The 14,690-nt window shown below is 73.8% G+C and carries 15 protein-coding genes; 10 read left to right on the top strand and 5 right to left on the bottom strand.

Annotated features, from left to right (window positions below; translation table 11 throughout):
* The first annotated feature begins 126 nt into the window (after positions 1–126).
* The 5 genes from afsQ1 to B446_RS23110 all read left to right on the top strand — a co-directional run bounded on the left by afsQ1 (position 127) and on the right by B446_RS23110 (position 3,949).
* Complete coding sequence (gene afsQ1 / locus B446_RS23130; RefSeq protein WP_020941848.1) at positions 127–804, top strand: two-component system response regulator AfsQ1; 678 nt, start codon at positions 127–129, stop codon at positions 802–804.
* Positions 801–2,402: a sensor histidine kinase gene (locus tag B446_RS23125; protein WP_020941847.1), complete on the top strand. Its 1,602-nt coding sequence runs from the start codon at positions 801–803 to the stop codon at positions 2,400–2,402. The genes afsQ1 and B446_RS23125 overlap by 4 nt, the downstream gene beginning before the upstream one ends.
* Positions 2,399–3,010 (top strand): hypothetical protein, encoded by a 612-nt coding sequence (locus tag B446_RS23120; protein WP_020941846.1) that lies wholly within the window; start codon positions 2,399–2,401, stop codon positions 3,008–3,010. Before B446_RS23125 ends, B446_RS23120 begins: the two co-directional genes overlap by 4 nt.
* An 82-nt stretch (positions 3,011–3,092) precedes the next feature.
* Positions 3,093–3,653 carry a VanZ family protein gene (locus B446_RS23115; protein WP_020941845.1) on the top strand — a complete coding sequence of 187 codons (561 nt, stop codon included), beginning with the start codon at positions 3,093–3,095 and terminating at the stop codon, positions 3,651–3,653.
* Between the two features lie 92 nt (positions 3,654–3,745).
* Positions 3,746–3,949, top strand: coding sequence for a PspC domain-containing protein (locus tag B446_RS23110; RefSeq protein ID WP_020941844.1), 204 nt, complete (start codon positions 3,746–3,748; stop codon positions 3,947–3,949).
* 125 nt (positions 3,950–4,074) lie between these two features.
* Here the strand turns inward: B446_RS23110 and B446_RS23105 are convergent, their stop codons facing one another.
* Both B446_RS23105 and B446_RS23100 read right to left on the bottom strand, forming a co-directional pair.
* Positions 4,075–4,437 (bottom strand): hypothetical protein, encoded by a 363-nt coding sequence (locus B446_RS23105; protein WP_020941843.1) that lies wholly within the window; start codon positions 4,435–4,437, stop codon positions 4,075–4,077.
* Positions 4,438–4,588: 151 nt separating this feature from the next.
* Complete coding sequence (locus tag B446_RS23100) at positions 4,589–5,764, bottom strand: adenosine deaminase (protein ID WP_043476294.1); 1,176 nt, start codon at positions 5,762–5,764, stop codon at positions 4,589–4,591.
* Positions 5,765–5,885: 121 nt separating this feature from the next.
* Here B446_RS23100 and B446_RS23095 point away from each other — a divergent pair, with 121 nt between their 5' ends.
* On the top strand, positions 5,886–6,647 hold the full coding sequence (locus tag B446_RS23095) for an alpha/beta fold hydrolase (protein ID WP_078614781.1): 762 nt from the start codon (positions 5,886–5,888) through the stop codon (positions 6,645–6,647).
* Positions 6,648–6,774: 127 nt separating this feature from the next.
* Positions 6,775–9,147 (top strand): SCO7613 C-terminal domain-containing membrane protein, encoded by a 2,373-nt coding sequence (locus B446_RS23090; RefSeq protein WP_234967539.1) that lies wholly within the window; start codon positions 6,775–6,777, stop codon positions 9,145–9,147.
* Positions 9,148–9,332: 185 nt separating this feature from the next.
* Here the strand turns inward: B446_RS23090 and B446_RS23085 are convergent, their stop codons facing one another.
* The gene (locus B446_RS23085; RefSeq protein WP_020941839.1) at positions 9,333–10,292 is read right to left on the bottom strand and encodes a LysR family transcriptional regulator; all 960 of its coding nucleotides are present in this window, start codon (positions 10,290–10,292) and stop codon (positions 9,333–9,335) included.
* A gap of 63 nt (positions 10,293–10,355) precedes the next feature.
* Between B446_RS23085 and B446_RS23080 the strand changes: the two genes are divergently transcribed.
* Positions 10,356–11,633, top strand: a complete 1,278-nt coding sequence (locus B446_RS23080; RefSeq protein WP_020941838.1) for an MFS transporter — start codon at positions 10,356–10,358, stop codon at positions 11,631–11,633.
* A gap of 143 nt (positions 11,634–11,776) precedes the next feature.
* Positions 11,777–12,790 (top strand): sigma-70 family RNA polymerase sigma factor, encoded by a 1,014-nt coding sequence (locus tag B446_RS23075; protein ID WP_020941837.1) that lies wholly within the window; start codon positions 11,777–11,779, stop codon positions 12,788–12,790.
* On the opposite strand, the gene B446_RS37305 is transcribed toward B446_RS23075, so the two are convergent.
* Positions 12,674–13,060, bottom strand: a complete 387-nt coding sequence (locus tag B446_RS37305) for an STAS domain-containing protein (protein ID WP_123060270.1) — start codon at positions 13,058–13,060, stop codon at positions 12,674–12,676. The two genes, B446_RS23075 and B446_RS37305, sit on opposite strands and share 117 nt — an antisense overlap.
* 76 nt (positions 13,061–13,136) lie before the next feature.
* Here B446_RS37305 and B446_RS23070 point away from each other — a divergent pair, with 76 nt between their 5' ends.
* Positions 13,137–14,057 carry an AEC family transporter gene (locus B446_RS23070; protein WP_020941835.1) on the top strand — a complete coding sequence of 307 codons (921 nt, stop codon included), beginning with the start codon at positions 13,137–13,139 and terminating at the stop codon, positions 14,055–14,057.
* A 3-nt stretch (positions 14,058–14,060) separates the two neighbouring features.
* Here B446_RS23070 and B446_RS23065 read toward each other — a convergent pair whose 3' ends face one another.
* A complete protein-coding gene (locus B446_RS23065) occupies positions 14,061–14,645 on the bottom strand; it encodes a Uma2 family endonuclease (RefSeq protein WP_043478931.1) in 585 nt (194 codons plus the stop codon).
* Positions 14,646–14,690: the final 45 nt, after the last annotated feature.

The raw sequence follows: 14,690 nt of genomic DNA, 5'->3' as shown, positions 1-14,690 counted from the left end.
ACTGTCACAGACCTGTCACAGGGGTCCCTCACAGAACCGTCACAGAGCGCGCACAGCCGGTGGCGCTGGAGACGTCATGGTGCCGGCAGGTCGTACGAGAGCCCGTCCATGGGCCAGAATGAGCCCGTGCCTTCCCTGTTGCTGATCGAGGACGACGACGCCATCCGCACGGCCCTGGAGCTCTCCCTGACGCGCCAGGGACACCGGGTGGCCACCGCTGCCAGCGGTGAGGACGGTCTGAAACTGCTGCGCGAGCAGCGGCCGGACCTGATCGTGCTGGACGTGATGCTGCCCGGCATCGACGGGTTCGAGGTGTGCCGGCGCATCCGGCGCACCGACCAGCTGCCGATCATCCTGCTGACCGCGCGGAGTGACGACATCGACGTGGTCGTCGGGCTGGAGTCCGGCGCCGACGACTACGTGGTCAAGCCCGTGCAGGGCCGGGTGCTGGACGCCCGCATCCGGGCCGTGCTGCGGCGCGGGGAGCGCGAGTCGAGCGACTCCGCCACGTTCGGCAGCGTCGTGATCGACCGGTCGGCGATGACCGTGACCAAGAACGGCGAGGACCTGCAGCTCACCCCGACCGAGCTGCGGCTGCTGCTGGAGCTGAGCCGGCGGCCCGGCCAGGCCCTGTCCCGGCAGCAGTTGCTGCGCCTGGTGTGGGAGCACGACTACCTGGGCGACTCCCGCCTGGTGGACGCGTGTGTGCAGCGGCTGCGCGCCAAGGTGGAGGACGTGCCCTCGTCCCCGACCCTGATCCGTACCGTCCGTGGTGTCGGCTACCGCCTGGACGTCCCTCAGTGACCGACACGCAAGGGGGGCTGCGCGGCTGGGCCGCGCGGCGTGGGGGAAGTCTGTCGCGCCTGCGGTTCACCAGCCTGCGGCTGCGGCTGGTCGTGGTGTTCGGCCTGGTCGCGCTCACCGCCGCGGTGTCGGCGTCGGGCATCGCCTACTGGCTGAACCGGGAGGCCGTGCTCACCCGGGCGCAGGACGCGGTGCTGCGCGACTTCCAGCAGGAGATGCAGAACCGCACCGGCGCGCTGCCGGTGCACCCCACGCAGGACGAACTGCAGCGGGCGGCGGGCCAGATGGCCGGCAGCAGCCAGCGGTTCAGTGTGCTGCTGGTCGCCCAGGACACCGACGGCAAGACGGTCTACGGCAACTCGGGCGGCATCAACGGGTTCTCGCTGGAGGACGTGCCCAAGTCGCTGCGGGCCGCGGTGAACAAGCGGCAGAAGGTGGCGGACGGCAACAAGTCGCCGTACCACCTGTACTGGCAGCGGGTGGACCAGCACGGCACGCCGTACCTGGTGGCCGGAACGAAGCTGGTCGGCGGCGGGCCGACGGGCTACATGGCGAAGTCGCTGGAGCCGGAGGCGAAGGACCTCAACTCGCTGGCCTGGTCACTGGGGATCGCCACCGGTCTGGCGCTGATCGGTTCGGCCCTGCTCGCGCAGGCCGCCGCCACGACCGTGCTGAAGCCGGTGCACCGGCTCGGGGTGGCCGCCCGGCGGCTCGGCGAGGGACGGCTCGACACCCGTCTGAGGGTGTCGGGGACGGACGAACTCGCGGACCTGTCACGCACGTTCAACAACGCGGCCGAGGCGCTGGAGAAACGGGTGGCGGACATGGCCGCCCGGGACGAGGCGTCGCGCCGGTTCGTCGCCGACATGTCGCACGAGCTGCGCACCCCGCTGACCGCCATCACCGCCGTCACGGAGGTGCTGGAGGAGGAGCTGGAGTCCGAGGCCGGCGGCATCGACCCGATGGTCGAGCCCGCCGTGCGGCTGGTGGTCAGCGAGACACGGCGGCTGAACGACCTGGTGGAGAACCTGATGGAGGTGACCCGCTTCGACGCGGGCACCGCCCGGCTGGTCCTGGACGACGTCGACATCGCCGACCAGATCACCGCCTGCATCGACGCGCGTGCCTGGCTGGACGCCGTCGAACTGGACGCCGAGCGCGGCGCCCACGCCCGGCTCGACCCGCGCCGTCTGGACGTCATACTCGCGAACCTGATCGGCAACGCGCTCAAGCACGGCGGTTCGCCGGTGCGGGTGTCGGTGCGGATCGACGGGGAGGACCTGGTCATCGCGGTGCGCGACCACGGGCCCGGCATCCCCGAGGACGTCCTGCCGCACGTCTTCGACCGCTTCTACAAGGCCAGCGCCTCCCGGCCGCGTTCGGAGGGCAGCGGTCTCGGCCTGTCCATCGCCCTGGAGAACGCCCACATCCACGGCGGTGAGATCACCGCCGCGAACTCCCCCGACGGCGGCGCGGTGTTCACCCTGCGGCTGCCGCGGGACGCGTCGCGGCTGACGGAGGAGAACGGCGAGAACGGCGACGCGGTCGCGAACGGCGGCGCCCACGGCCCGGCGGACCTCGGGAAGGAGGGGGCATGAGAGCGGGGACGACACGACTCCTGCTGGCCGCCCCCCTGCTGGCCGCGCTGCTCGCGGGGTGCGGGATCCAACCCACCGAGGTGCCCACCGACTTCGGCGCCGCGCCCTCCCGGGTGCCGTGCTCGCTGGCCGGGCCCGACGCCGCCACCCAGTCCGCACACGGGGTGCCCGTCCAGGTGTTCCTGCTCTGCGGCTCGTCCCTGGTCGCCGTCGACCGGTCGGTGCGGGTCCCGGACGGCACGCCGGACGCGCGGCGCCGGGTGATCGTGGCACAGGCCCTGCTGGACCAGCTCGCCTCGTCCCCGTCGGCCGCGGAGAAGTCGGCCGGCTACACGACGTACGTGCCGGGCGGGGTGAGCGTGGCCGGGCCGGGCCCGAAGGACCCGGAGGACGCGCTGCGGCTGAGCACCGCGCCGGACCGGCTCACCTCCTACGCCCTGGGCCAGCTCGTGTGCACGCTGTCCGACTCGGCGGCGACCGAGGGCGACGGCTCGGTGATCCTGGGCGGTCCGCGCCCCGGCCCGCTGCGCCGCTACGAGTGCACCGACGACGTCCGCGGCCGCCCCGGCTCGGTCCAGCCGCCGACGGGCGCGGTCGACGCGGGCTGAGCGCCCTGCGCGGCCCGCGCGGCACGCGCATCGGCGTGCGGGATGCGGAACCGATCGTGCACGGGGGCGCGTCTAGGGGGTCGTGCAGCGTCAAGGCTCCATCGGCGGCAGCGCCGCGATCCGCATCCGGGTGACGGGAGGTGTCCTCCTCGTCGCCCATCTCGGCCTCGTCGCCTGGCTGATGCTGCGGCCCCTGGACGTCCCGTGGGTGATGCCCGCCAATCTGCGTCCGCTGGCCGGCATCCGCGCCGACCTGGCGCTGGGCTGGCCCGAGGCCGCCAGACGCCTCGGCGAGGGGCTCGCGCTGCTCGCGCCGATGGGTGTGCTGCTGCCGATGGCCCACGGCAGGCTCATCGTCTCCCCGCTCTCCTCCCTGGTGCGCACGGCGGCCGCGGGTGCCCTGCTCTCGCTGGGGATCGCCCTGCTCCAGACCGGTGTGCCCGGCCGGGTCGTCGACGTCGACTCGCTGCTGCTGAACACCGCGGGGGTGGCCCTGGCGCACCTGGCCGTGGTGCCGGCGGCCCGGGCCCGGCTGCGGCGCCGGGACGGGCACGGCCACCGCGCGGCCGGCACGGTCACCGTCCAGGAGGAGCTGTCTCAGGGGCGGACCCCGACGATTCCCAGGGTCGGGATCGCCCCGTAGAGCGACGCTTCGTCCCCATCGGTTCCGTACCGTGGAGGGCAGTTGAGGCAACCGACCGGGATGCCTCGTCCACGCTCACGAAGGAGCCGCGGATGTCCAGCCTCGCCCGCCCCACCCACGGCCGCATGATCGGCGGAGTGTGCGCCGCGCTGGCACGGCGCTTCGGCACCTCCGCCACGACGATGCGGATCGTCTTCGTGCTGTCCTGCCTGCTGCCGGGACCGCAGTTCCTGCTCTACATAGCGCTCTGGATCCTGCTGCCCTCCGAGGACCGGGCCGGGACCACCGCCTGGTGAGTCACGCGCAGGCGAACGCCGCCGGTGCACCACGGACAGGTCCGGGGCGCACCGCAGGCGAACGCCGCCGGTGCACCACGGACAGGTCCGGGGCGCACCGGCGGCGTCGTGCGTACGGGGAGCGGTCAGCCGAGCGGCAGGCCGTTCACCGGGGCGCCGTGCGTGGGCAGGCCCTTCAGCGGCAGCCCGCCGAGCAGTCCGGCGACCGGCGCGGTCGGTCCCCCGGTGAGGACCTTCTGGACGGCCGGCTGCGCGGCGGCGACCCCGGTGCCGACGGCACCCTGCCCCTGGGTGAGCGCCTGGCCGGCACCCGGCAGCGCCTTGCCGACGTTCCCGGCCGGCAGCGCCCCGGTCACGGAGTCCAGGGCGTGGGTGGCCTGCGTCGCGTCCGGAACGGCCGGGGCCGCGGAGGCCGCGCCCGCGCCTACGGCGGCGAAAGCGGCACCGAGGGCGGCGACACCGAGGGTCTTGGCGGCAGACTGCTTCATGGTGAATGCGTCCTTGAATGCGGAGACGGGTGATCACAAACGATCTGAGCGGTCCACGACCGTAAACATGCCGAGCCGCCCGCCGCAAACACCGGAATGCGGACGGCTGATGAAAGACCGTCCGCATTCCGTGCCGCCCACTGGACCCGGGCTAACCGACCGGACCGGAAGAACCGCTGGTGGAGGCGGTCTGCTGGAACAGCCATTCGGACTTGAGTTCCGCGTATCCGGGCTTGATCACGTCATTGATCATCGCGAGGCGTTCATCGAAAGGAATGAACGCTGATTTCATCGCATTGACGGAGAACCATTGAAGGTCGTCGAGCGTATAGGCGAAGGCGTCGACGAGATGCTCGAATTCCCGGCTCATGCTGGTGTTCGACATCAGCCTGTTGTCGGTGTTGACGGTCGCCCGGAAGTGCAGGCGCCGCAGCAGCCCGATCGGGTGCTCGGCGTAGGAGGCTGCGGCGCCGGTCTGGAGGTTGGAGCTGGGGCACAGCTCCAGCGGGACGCGCTTGTCCCGGACGTAGGACGCCAGCCGCCCGAGCCGCACCGAACCGTCGTCGCGGACCTCGATGTCGTCGATGATCCGCACCCCGTGCCCGAGCCGGTCGGCACCGCACCACTGCAGCGCCTGCCAGATGGACGGCAGCCCGAACGCCTCGCCGGCATGGATGGTGAAGTGGTTGTTCTCCCGCTTCAGGTACTCGAAGGCGTCCAGGTGCCGGGTGGGCGGGTAGCCGGCCTCGGCGCCGGCGATGTCGAAGCCGACCACGCCGCGGTCCCGGTAGCCGTTGGCGAGTTCGGCGATCTCCAGGGCGCGGGCCGCGTGCCGCATCGCGGTGAGCAGGGCGCCGATCCGGATGCGCCGGCCGTTCTCCCGGGCGAGCCGCTCGCCCTCCCGGAACCCCTCGTCGACCGCCTCGACGACCTCTTCGAGGCTCAGCCCGCCCGCCAGGTGCTGCTCGGGCGCGTACCGCACCTCCGCGTAGACGACCCCGTCCTCGGCGAGGTCCTGGGCGCACTCCCGGGCCACCCGGACCAGCGCCTCGCGGGTCTGCATCACGCCGACGGTGTGGGAGAAGGTCTCCAGATAGCGCTCCAGCGAGCCGGAGTCGGCGGCCTCGCGGAACCAGATCCCGAGTTTGTCGGAATCGGTCTCCGGGAGCTGGGAGTACCCGGTCGCCCGGGCCAGTTCGACGACGGTCCCGGGCCGGAGCCCGCCGTCGAGGTGATCGTGCAGCAGAACCTTGGGCGCCCGGCGGATCTGGTCCGGTGTCGGCACGTGCGTCGGGACGGTCCCAGTCGGTGGAGTCTGGCTCGTCATTTCCGCACTCTAACGCCTACGCGCGTAGAGGGCGCCCGGGACGCCTTTACTTTTCCGTCGATATGTAACGGTGACCGCACGGACGGGTTTCGTACACCGCGGCTTCTGACACTGTTCTGTCATGGGACAGCAAGCGTCGCCGGTCCGAACGGCCGGGCTGGGCAGGGCAGTCGGTCCGGAGCCGAGGTCGGTGAGCGGGGCGGTGCTGCTGCTCCCCGGCGGCGAGGAGGTGTCCGGCCGTCGGCCGTCCCTGGTCCGGTCACCGGCGCTGGTCCGCTCGCTGGGCCGCAGGTTCGCCCGCGCGGGCCGGGCGGAGGGCCTGGCCGTCCACACCGTCCACTACCGCTACCGGGGCTGGAACGGCAGCCAGGCGCACCTGGCCGCCGACGCCGAGTGGGCCGCCGACGAGGTGGTCCGGCGCTACGGGGACGTGCCGGTGTGCCTGGCGGGACTCGACATGGGCGGCCGGGCCGCGCTGCGGGCCGGCCGCCACGAGGCCGTGAACTCCGTGGTGGCGCTGGCCCCCTGGCTGCCCGACGCGGACGTGGCCGCGCCCGCCGAGCCGGTCAAGCAGCTGGTGGGGCGGCGCGTGCTGATCGTGCACGGCACGAACGACGAGCGGACCGATCCGGAGCTGTCGTTCCGGCTGGCGGAGCGGGCGAAGAAGGCGAACCGGGACGTGTGCCGGTTCGAAGTGCACTCCGACGGCCACGCGTTGCACCAGCACCGGGACGAGGTGCTCAGCCTGGCCGTGGACTTCGCGATGGGCGCGCTGTTCGGGTCGCAGGTGTCCCGGCCGGTGGAGGACGCGCTGGCGGCCCCGCCGCCCATAGGGCTGCGGATGCCGCTGGCCGCCGGGTTCGGCAGGTCGCTGCGGCGCTAGGACGATTCGTTCGGCTCACCGGATCGCGGGTCCGGTGAGCCGTCGGCCGACGCCTTCCCGGGACCTGAGTACCCGGTGAGTACGCGCGCTCATGCCGTACGCCGTGGCGCGGCCCACACTCCGTGCCATGACACCTGTTCCGCCACCGGCCGAGGAGCTGCGGCTCATCGACGCCGAGCTGTGGCACCTGCACGCCCGCAGCTCGCAGTTGCTCGCGCGCCGCGCCTGGCTGGTCGCGCATCTGTCCGCGACTGCACAGCACCGGCCACTGCCGACCGCGGCGCCCCGCCCTGAGGCCACCGCGCCGCGCGTGCAGAACCTGCTGCTGCTCCTGGGCGGCCTGCTCCTGACGATCGCCGCGATCGCGTTCACGCTGGTCAGCTGGGGCCACCTGGGGATCACCGGACGCGCGTCGGTGCTGGGCGCGGTCACGGTGGCCGCCCTGGCCGCTCCCGTGCCACTGGTGGGACGCGGACTGCGCTCGACGGCCGAAGCGGTGGCGGGACTCGCGTGCGCGCTCACGGCGCTCGACGCCTATGCGCTGCACGCGGTCGCCCTCACCGGCGTGGACGGCACGGCGTACACGGCCGGGGCGTCGGCGGTGCTGGCCGCCGTGTGGGCGGGGTACGGGCTGCTGCCGGGCCCGGCGGGGCTGCGGCTGCCGCTCCCGGTCGCGCTGGCCACGGCACAACTGCCGCTGCTGCTCTGGGCGGTGGCGTCCGGAGCGGGGCGGTACGGCATCACGGCCGCGCTGCTCGTGACGGCCGCGTGCGACACGGTGGTGGCGTCGCGTGCGCCGGCCGGGCCGGTCCGGATCGTCGCCACGGTCGGCGCGTACGCCACGGGGGCGTGGGGCGTACTGGGCGCGGCCTGGCTGTCGTGGACGGCCGTCGGTCCGGGCGCCGCGGCCGAGGCGGCCACGCTGCTGCTGTTCGCGGCCGGTGTGGCGCTGGCGGCGGCTGTGCGGGACCGCGCCGAGGGGCATGCCGTCGGCCTGTGCGTCGCGGCCGGTCTGCTCGTCGTCACCGCGCTCGGCGGCATCGTCCGCCCCGTGCTGCCGGCCGCCTGGACGGTGCCCGCGCATCTCGCCGTGGGCATCGCCCTGTCGGGGGCGGTGCGGGCGCACCGGCTGCCGGAGCCGGTGCGGCGGGGCCTCGCCCTCGCCTCCGCCGCCGTGCAGGGTCTGGCGGTGCTGTGGGCGCTTCCCCTGCTCCTGCTGACGGTGCTGGGGCCGGCCGGCGCGGCGGAGCGGGTCTGGTCGGGCGCACCGGACGGTGCCCGGCAGGCCGTGTCGGTCGGCGCGCCGTGGCTGCCGCAGCTCCGGACGGCGCCGCTGGTCCTGGCCGCCGTGGCCGGTGTCCTCGTGCTCGTGGTCCGCGCCACGGCATGGCGGTCCCGGGCGCTGCAGGGCGCACTGCTGCTCGGCTGGGCGGCGCTGACGGTCGTACCGGTGGTGCTGGACCTGCCCTATCCGGCGGCCCTCGTGGTCGAGGGAGTCGAGGCGGCGGTCCTGCTCGCGGTGGCGACGCGGTCCCGTACGGTCAAGAGCGGCCACGCGGTCCCGGCGCCGGCGCTCGCCCTCGTCACGTCCGTCTCGCTCGCGTTCCTCGCGCTGCCGACGCGCTCCGCGACCCTGGGGGTGCTCGCCGCCCTGACGGCGCTCTTCGCGGCGGCGTCGGCCGGGCGGCGCCTCGCCGCGGTCACGGTCCCGGCCGCGCTGGTGTTCGGCACCGCGCTGGCCTGTGCGGTGGGCGCGGCGGCGGGCTGGGCGCCGCAGCACGCCGCGCTGCTCGTGCTCGTGGTGCCGGCCGTGGCGGCGCTGCTCGCCGCCCGGGCCACGGACGTGCGCACGACCGTGGCGGTGGAGGCGACGGGTGCGGCCGCCGGGCTCCTGGCCGTCGGGCTGACGGGCACCGATCCCGCGATGCTCTCCCTGGCGCTGTCCCTGTCCGCGGTGATCGTCGCCGCGACGGCCGTGCGCGCCGACCGCCGCCCCGCCGCCTACGCGGCCACCGCGCTGTTCGCCCTGGCCGCCTGGGTGCGCCTCGCGGCCTGGGACGTCACGGCACCGGAGGCGTACACGGTGCCGGTGTCCGTCCCGGCGCTCGTGATCGGCGCCCTGCGCCGGCGCCGGGATCCGCAGGCGTCCTCCTGGGCGGCGTACGGTCCGGGGCTCGCCGCCACGCTCGTGCCGAGCCTGGCGGCCGCCTGGACCGACGCCCACCCCACCCGGCCGTGGCTGGTGGGCGCGGCGGCGCTGGTGGTCACCCTGCTGGGCGCCCGGCACCGGCTGCGGGCGCCGCTGCTGCTGGGCGGCGGGGTGCTCGTGCTGGACACGGTGCACGAGCTGGCGCCCTACCTGGTCCAGGTCGCCGACGCCCTCCCCCGCTGGGTGCCCTTCGCCTCCGCCGGACTGCTGCTGCTCGCCGTCGGCGCGACGTACGAGCGGCGGCTGCGGGACGTACGGCGGCTGCGGGAGATGCTGGGCCGGACGCACTAGGTCGTGTCCGTGAAGTCCCGTCGTCCGCCCGGAGGGCGGGCCTCGCGGCGTCCGGTGCGTGCTCTCGGGGTGCCGGGCGGAGTCCCTTGTACCGGATGTACTCGGGGCTTCGCCCGGTGCGGCGAGAGTGCGTGCCGGGCGTCGTGGGGCAGGCGGGACTTCACGGACACGGCCCAGGGTCCCCCTCAGGGAAGCAGGCTCCCCCTCCGGGACAGCAGGAACTTCTTGAAGGCGGCCACCGGCGGGGTGTCCGGGCGGTCCGCCAGCCAGGCGACGCCGATCTCCCGGGCCGCCCGGGGCGCGGTGACCGTCAGCTCCACGACCCCCGGCCTGGGCACGGTGGGCGGCGGCAGCAGGGCCACCCCGAGACCCGCCGCCACCAGGCCCCGCAGGGTCTCCGCCTCCTCGCCCTCGAAGGCGATGCGGGGTTTGAAGCCGGCCTCGCGGCAGAGGTCGTCGGTGATCCGCCGCAGGCCGTAGCCCGGCTCCAGGGTCACGAACGTCTCGTCGGACGCCTCGGCCAGGCGGATCCGGCGGCGCCCGGCGAGCCGGTGGTCGGCGGGGACGACGAGCCGCAGCTTCTGCTCGTCCAGGCGGCGCGCCACCAGGTCGGGGGCGTCGGGCACCGGCGAGGTCAGGCACAGGTCGAGCTCGCCCGCCCGCAGCCGCTCCAGCATGGCCTCGCCGTAGTTCTGGACCAGGCTGAACCGGATGCGCGGGTGGTCGGCGCGGAAGGCGTGCAGCAGGCCGGGGACGGTCTCGGCGCCCATGGTGTGCAGGAAGCCGAAGGCGACCTTGCCGGTGGCCGGGTCGGCGTCGGCGCGTACCTCCTCGGCGGCGCGCTCCACCTCGGCGAGGGCGCGCTCGACGGAGGCGAGGAAGGTGCGGCCGGCCGGGGTGAGGGAGACCGTGCGGCCGTGCCGGGCGAACAGGTCGACGCCGAGGTCCTGTTCGAGCCGGGCCATCGCGCGGGAGAGGGTCGACTGCGGGACGTTCATCTCCAGGGCGGCCCTGGTCACGTGCTCCGTGCGGGCGACACCGGCGAAGTACGCGAGCCGGGGCGCGAGCAGCAGCGCCGTCGCCGTGATGTCTTCTGTGTCACCGGACGGTGACAGCCGAGCCTGTGAGCTCTGCTGATGCGCCATGGGAACGATTATGGCGAATCCATGCATTGGACGGATGAGTGAGGCCGTCCGTAGTTTCGAGGCATGTCTCCCGCCAGTACCGGGGCGTCCACCGTCGTGGGCGCCGCCGTGTCCGTCCGTTCCGCCGATTCCCGCCTGGCCCCGGGTGGCCCCGGCTACCGCCGGATGAGCTTCGCCCTCTTCCTCGCCGGGGTCGCGACCTTCGCCCTCCTCTACTCCACCCAGGCCCTGCTGCCGCTGATCTCCGGTGAGTTCGGGGTCCCCGCGAGCGAGGCGAGCTGGACGGTCGCGGCCGCGACCGGCGGGCTGGCGCTGTTCGTGCTGCCGATGAGCGCGCTGTCGGAGCGCTTCGGCCGCCGTACGGTGATGACGGCCTCGCTGGCGGTCGCGGTGGGCGTCGGTCTGCTGGTGCCCTTCGCCCCCTCCCTCGGCGCCCTCGTGGTGCTGCGGGCGGTGCAGGGCGCGGCGCTGGCCGGCCTGCCCGCCTCCGCTACGGCCTATCTGGCGGAGGAGGTCAGGCCCAAGGCCCTGGTCACGGCGATCGGCCTGTTCGTCGCGGGCAACAGCGTCGGCGGGATGAGCGGCCGGGTGATCACCGGCTGGGTGGCGCAGGAGTGCGGCTGGCGCGCGGCCGTCGGTGTGATCGGCGGGGTCGCGGTGGTCTGCGCGGTGGCGTTCCGGCTGCTGCTGCCGGCCCCGCGCCACTTCACGCCCGGCTCGCTGCGGCCCCGGGTGCTGCTCGGCACGGTCCGCGACCATCTCTCCGACCCGCTGCTGCGGCGCCTGTACGCGATCGGCGCGTTGTTCATGACGGTGTTCGGCGGCGTCTACACGGTGATCGGCTACCGCCTGACGGAGGCGCCCTTCTCGCTGCCGCAGGGCATCGTCGGCTCGATCTTCCTGGTCTACCTGGTGGGCACGGTGTCGGCGTCGACGGCGGGCCGGCTGGTGGGCCGCCTCGGCCGCCGGGGCGCGCTCTACCTGGCGGGCGGTACGACGGCGGCGGGCCTGCTGGTGTCGCTGGCGCCCTCGCTGCCCCTGGTGCTGCTGGGCCTGGTCCTCGTCACGGCGGGCTTCTTCGCCGGGCACGCGGTCGCCTCCTCGGCGGTGAGCCGGACGGCCTCCCACGGCCGCGCCCAGGCCTCGGCCCTCTACCAGTCGGCGTACTACATCGGCTCCAGCGTCGGCAGCACGGTGGGCGCCATGGCCTTCCACGCGGGCGGCTGGGGCGGCACGGTCACGGTGGGCCTGTGCGCCGTCCTGGGCGTGGTGACGATCACCGTGCTGGGGTCCCGGGCGGCCCGGTTCGCGACCCGCCGGGAGCCGGTGGCGGCGCACTGACCCACGCCGGTCAGCCCCGGAAGCAACCGGTCCGAGCTGGGCATTTCCGTACTCGGGGGGCCGTTGTCAGTGGGCTGCGGTAGCTTCCGGAGTGCTGGGGCGCGAAGGCGCGCCGACAGGACGGCCACAGGGGTGGGTGGACGATGGGCGACGGCACGGCGACGGCGGACCTCGAGGTCGCGCTGGAGAAGCACCGGACCGAACTGACCGGGTACTGCTACCGCATGCTCGGCTCCTCCTTCGAGGCCGAGGACGCGGTGCAGGACACCCTGGTGCGCGCCTGGCGGAGTCACGACAAGTTCGAGGGGCGTTCCAGTCTGCGCTCGTGGCTCTACCGGATCGCGACCAACGTCTGCCTGGACATGCTGACGGCCGGGAACAAGCGGGCCCGTCCGATGGACCTGACCGAGGCGACCCCGCTCGCCCGGGCCGCCCTCGCCCCGCGCCCCGACCACACCTGGCTGGAGCCGATGCCCGACGCGCGCGTGCTGCCCACGGAGGACGACCCGGCGGAGGCGGCCGTCGCCAAGGAGTCGATCCGGCTGGCGTTCATGGCGGCGCTGCAGCAACTGCCGCCCAAGCAGCGGGCGGTGCTGATCCTGCGCGAGGTGCTGGCCTGGCGGGCGAGCGAGGTCGCCGAACTGCTGGACACCTCGGTCGCCTCGGTCAACAGCGCGCTGCAGCGGGCCCGGGCCACGCTCGCCGAGCGCGCGGAGACGGGCGCCGAGGGCTCGGTCTCCGACCCGCTGGACGAGGAGCAGCGAAAACTCCTCGAGCGCTACGTGAAGGCCTTCGAGGGCTACGACATGACGGCGCTCACGGCGCTGCTCCACGAGGACGCCGTCATGACGATGCCGCCGTTCGACCTGTGGCTGCGCGGCCCCGCCGACATCACCGGCTTCATGACCACCCTGGGCGCCTCCTGCGCCGGCTCCCGGCTGCTGCCGGTCCAGGCCAACGGGCTGCCCGGCTTCGCGCACTACAAGCCGGACGAGGAGAAGGGCGGTTTCACCCCCTGGGCGGTGCAGGTGCTGGAGATCTCAGACGGCCGGATCACGGGGTTCCACTGCTTCCTCGACACCCAGCGGTGGTTCCCCCTGTTCGGACTCCCCCTCCACCTGGAAGCGGAGCCCGACGAGGTCCAGCAGGCCGAGTAGCGCCGGGTCGGGATCGCGCAGTCGTATCCGCCCGCCGGCCCGGCGGGCGGCCAGCTCCAGCCGGGCCAGCAGGTCGACGGCGCCGAGGCCCGGCGGCCCGAGCCCGCCGGTGTCGCACACGACGACCCGCGCGCCGGTCCCGCACAGCAGCGACCGCACCTCGTCGCACCAGCCCGGCACCTCCACGCGGGTGACCGGGCCGGCGAGCATGAGCACGGGGGGTGTCTTGGCATCCACGTGCGGTAGACCGGCGGGCGGGCCGTAACTCATCGCGAGCCGTGGGTCACGGGCGGCCGACGAAGATCACATTGACCCGGTGGTCCCCCGCGCCCGAGGGTGGTGCCCCGTGCAGGGGGTGCTGAGCGGGTTCGCGGTGATCGCGGTCGTCATCGGGGTGGGCTATGTGCTCGGGCGGCGCGGGACGCTCGGCGACCAGGGCGCCGCGGTGCTGACCGGGCTGGCGTTCACGGTGGCGGGTCCGGCACTGCTGTTCACCACGCTGGCGAAGGCCGATCTGTCGGTCCTCTTCTCGGCGCGGCTGCTCGTCACGGCCCTGAGCACGGCGGTGGTCTGCGGGCTGTTCGCGGCGGTCGGCGCGCTCGGGCGCTGGGGCGTGGGCCGCACCACCGTCGGCGCCCTGTGCTCGGGCTACGTGAACTCCGGCAACCTGGGCATCCCGATCGCGGCGTACGTCCTGGGCGACGCGTCGCTGGTGGCCCCGGTCCTGCTCTTCCAGGTCGTCCTGGTCACCCCGGTCGCCCTCACCGTCCTCGACCTGTCCGGCACGGGCCGCAAGGGCACGGTGTGGCGGCGCCTGCTGACCCCGCTGCGCAATCCGATCGCGGTGGGCTCGCTGTCCGGGGTCCTGGTCTCGGCGGCGGGGTGGCGGCTGCCGGGCCCCCTGATGAGCCCGCTGACACTGATCGGCAACATGTCCGTCCCGGCGGCCCTGCTGGCCTTCGGCATGTCCCTGCACGGCAACGCGCTCCCCGGCCGGGGCCGGGACCGCCGCCCGGTCCTGCTGTCCGTGGCGCTGAAGTCGGTGGGCCAGCCGCTGGTGGCGTGGCTGCTGGCGGAGGGCGTCTTCGCCCTGCACGGCGCCACCCTGCTGGACGTGGTGGTCACCTCGGCCCTCCCGGCCGCCCAGAACCTGTTCACCTACGCCAGCCGCTACCGGGTGGCCGAGTCCCTGGCGCGGGAGTCGATCCTGCTGTCGACGGTGGTGTCGGTACCGGTGCTGGTGGGGGTGGCGGCGGTGCTGGGGTGAGGGTCAGTCGACGGGGAACTCGCCCGTGTCGATCGTGAGGTCGAACGGCTCCGGCAACTTGACGGGATCGCCGAACTTCACGGCGCTCAGAGTCCGGTAGACCTCGCCCTTGGGCTCCCCGTACAGCGTCGCCGTGGGACCGCCGGGCGCCCAGGGGTCGACGAGGAGGTAGAGCGGAATGCCCGCGGTCGCGTAGGCGGCGGGCTTGCTGACGCGGTCGTGCCCAGCGTTGGACCTGGATGTCACCTCGACGACGAGTTCGGCGAGGGCGGCCGGAATGTGCGACTCCGCCCCGAGGCGCTCCGGCACCGGAGTCACCACCAAGTCCGGGATGAGCATGCCGAGGCGGGAGGGCACGGCGATCGCCAAAGTCTGGAAGATCTCCCAGTCCTCGGGGATCACTGAGTAGAGGCGACGCTGAATGCGTGCCGCGATCACGTTGTGGCGGAACGCGGGAGCAGGTGACACGGTGATGATCCCCTCGATGATCTCCACCTTGCTGCCCTCGGGCCACTCCATCTCCTCCCAGTACCGGACGAGGTCGTCCCAGTTCTGGTCGGGGTCCTGGCTGACGGTGAGTGCGCTCACGGCGGTCTCCAATCGGTGCGTCACCGATCCCAGCATGCCGAAGGG

This window comes from Streptomyces collinus Tu 365 (assembly GCF_000444875.1).
GTDB lineage: Bacteria > Actinomycetota > Actinomycetes > Streptomycetales > Streptomycetaceae > Streptomyces > Streptomyces collinus_A.
Note: the sequence above shows the minus strand (reverse complement) of the source record. Positions and strands in the feature narration are given on the sequence as shown.

Bases quoted from the DNA above. Each gene is read 5' to 3' on its own strand.
- B446_RS23075 (WP_020941837.1), top strand. From the start codon at position 11,777: ATGGGCGACGGCACGGCGACGGCGGACCTCGAGGTCGCGCTGGAGAAG.
- B446_RS23110 (WP_020941844.1), top strand. From the start codon at position 3,746: ATGTCCAGCCTCGCCCGCCCCACCCACGGCCGCATGATCGGCGGAGTG.
- B446_RS23080 (WP_020941838.1), top strand. From the start codon at position 10,356: ATGTCTCCCGCCAGTACCGGGGCGTCCACCGTCGTGGGCGCCGCCGTG.
- B446_RS37305 (WP_123060270.1), bottom strand. From the start codon at position 13,060: ATGAGTTACGGCCCGCCCGCCGGTCTACCGCACGTGGATGCCAAGACA.
- B446_RS23120 (WP_020941846.1), top strand. From the start codon at position 2,399: ATGAGAGCGGGGACGACACGACTCCTGCTGGCCGCCCCCCTGCTGGCC.
- B446_RS23105 (WP_020941843.1), bottom strand. From the start codon at position 4,437: ATGAAGCAGTCTGCCGCCAAGACCCTCGGTGTCGCCGCCCTCGGTGCC.
- B446_RS23100 (WP_043476294.1), bottom strand. From the start codon at position 5,764: ATGACGAGCCAGACTCCACCGACTGGGACCGTCCCGACGCACGTGCCG.
- B446_RS23090 (WP_234967539.1), top strand. From the start codon at position 6,775: ATGACACCTGTTCCGCCACCGGCCGAGGAGCTGCGGCTCATCGACGCC.
- B446_RS23095 (WP_078614781.1), top strand. From the start codon at position 5,886: ATGGGACAGCAAGCGTCGCCGGTCCGAACGGCCGGGCTGGGCAGGGCA.
- B446_RS23085 (WP_020941839.1), bottom strand. From the start codon at position 10,292: ATGGCGCATCAGCAGAGCTCACAGGCTCGGCTGTCACCGTCCGGTGAC.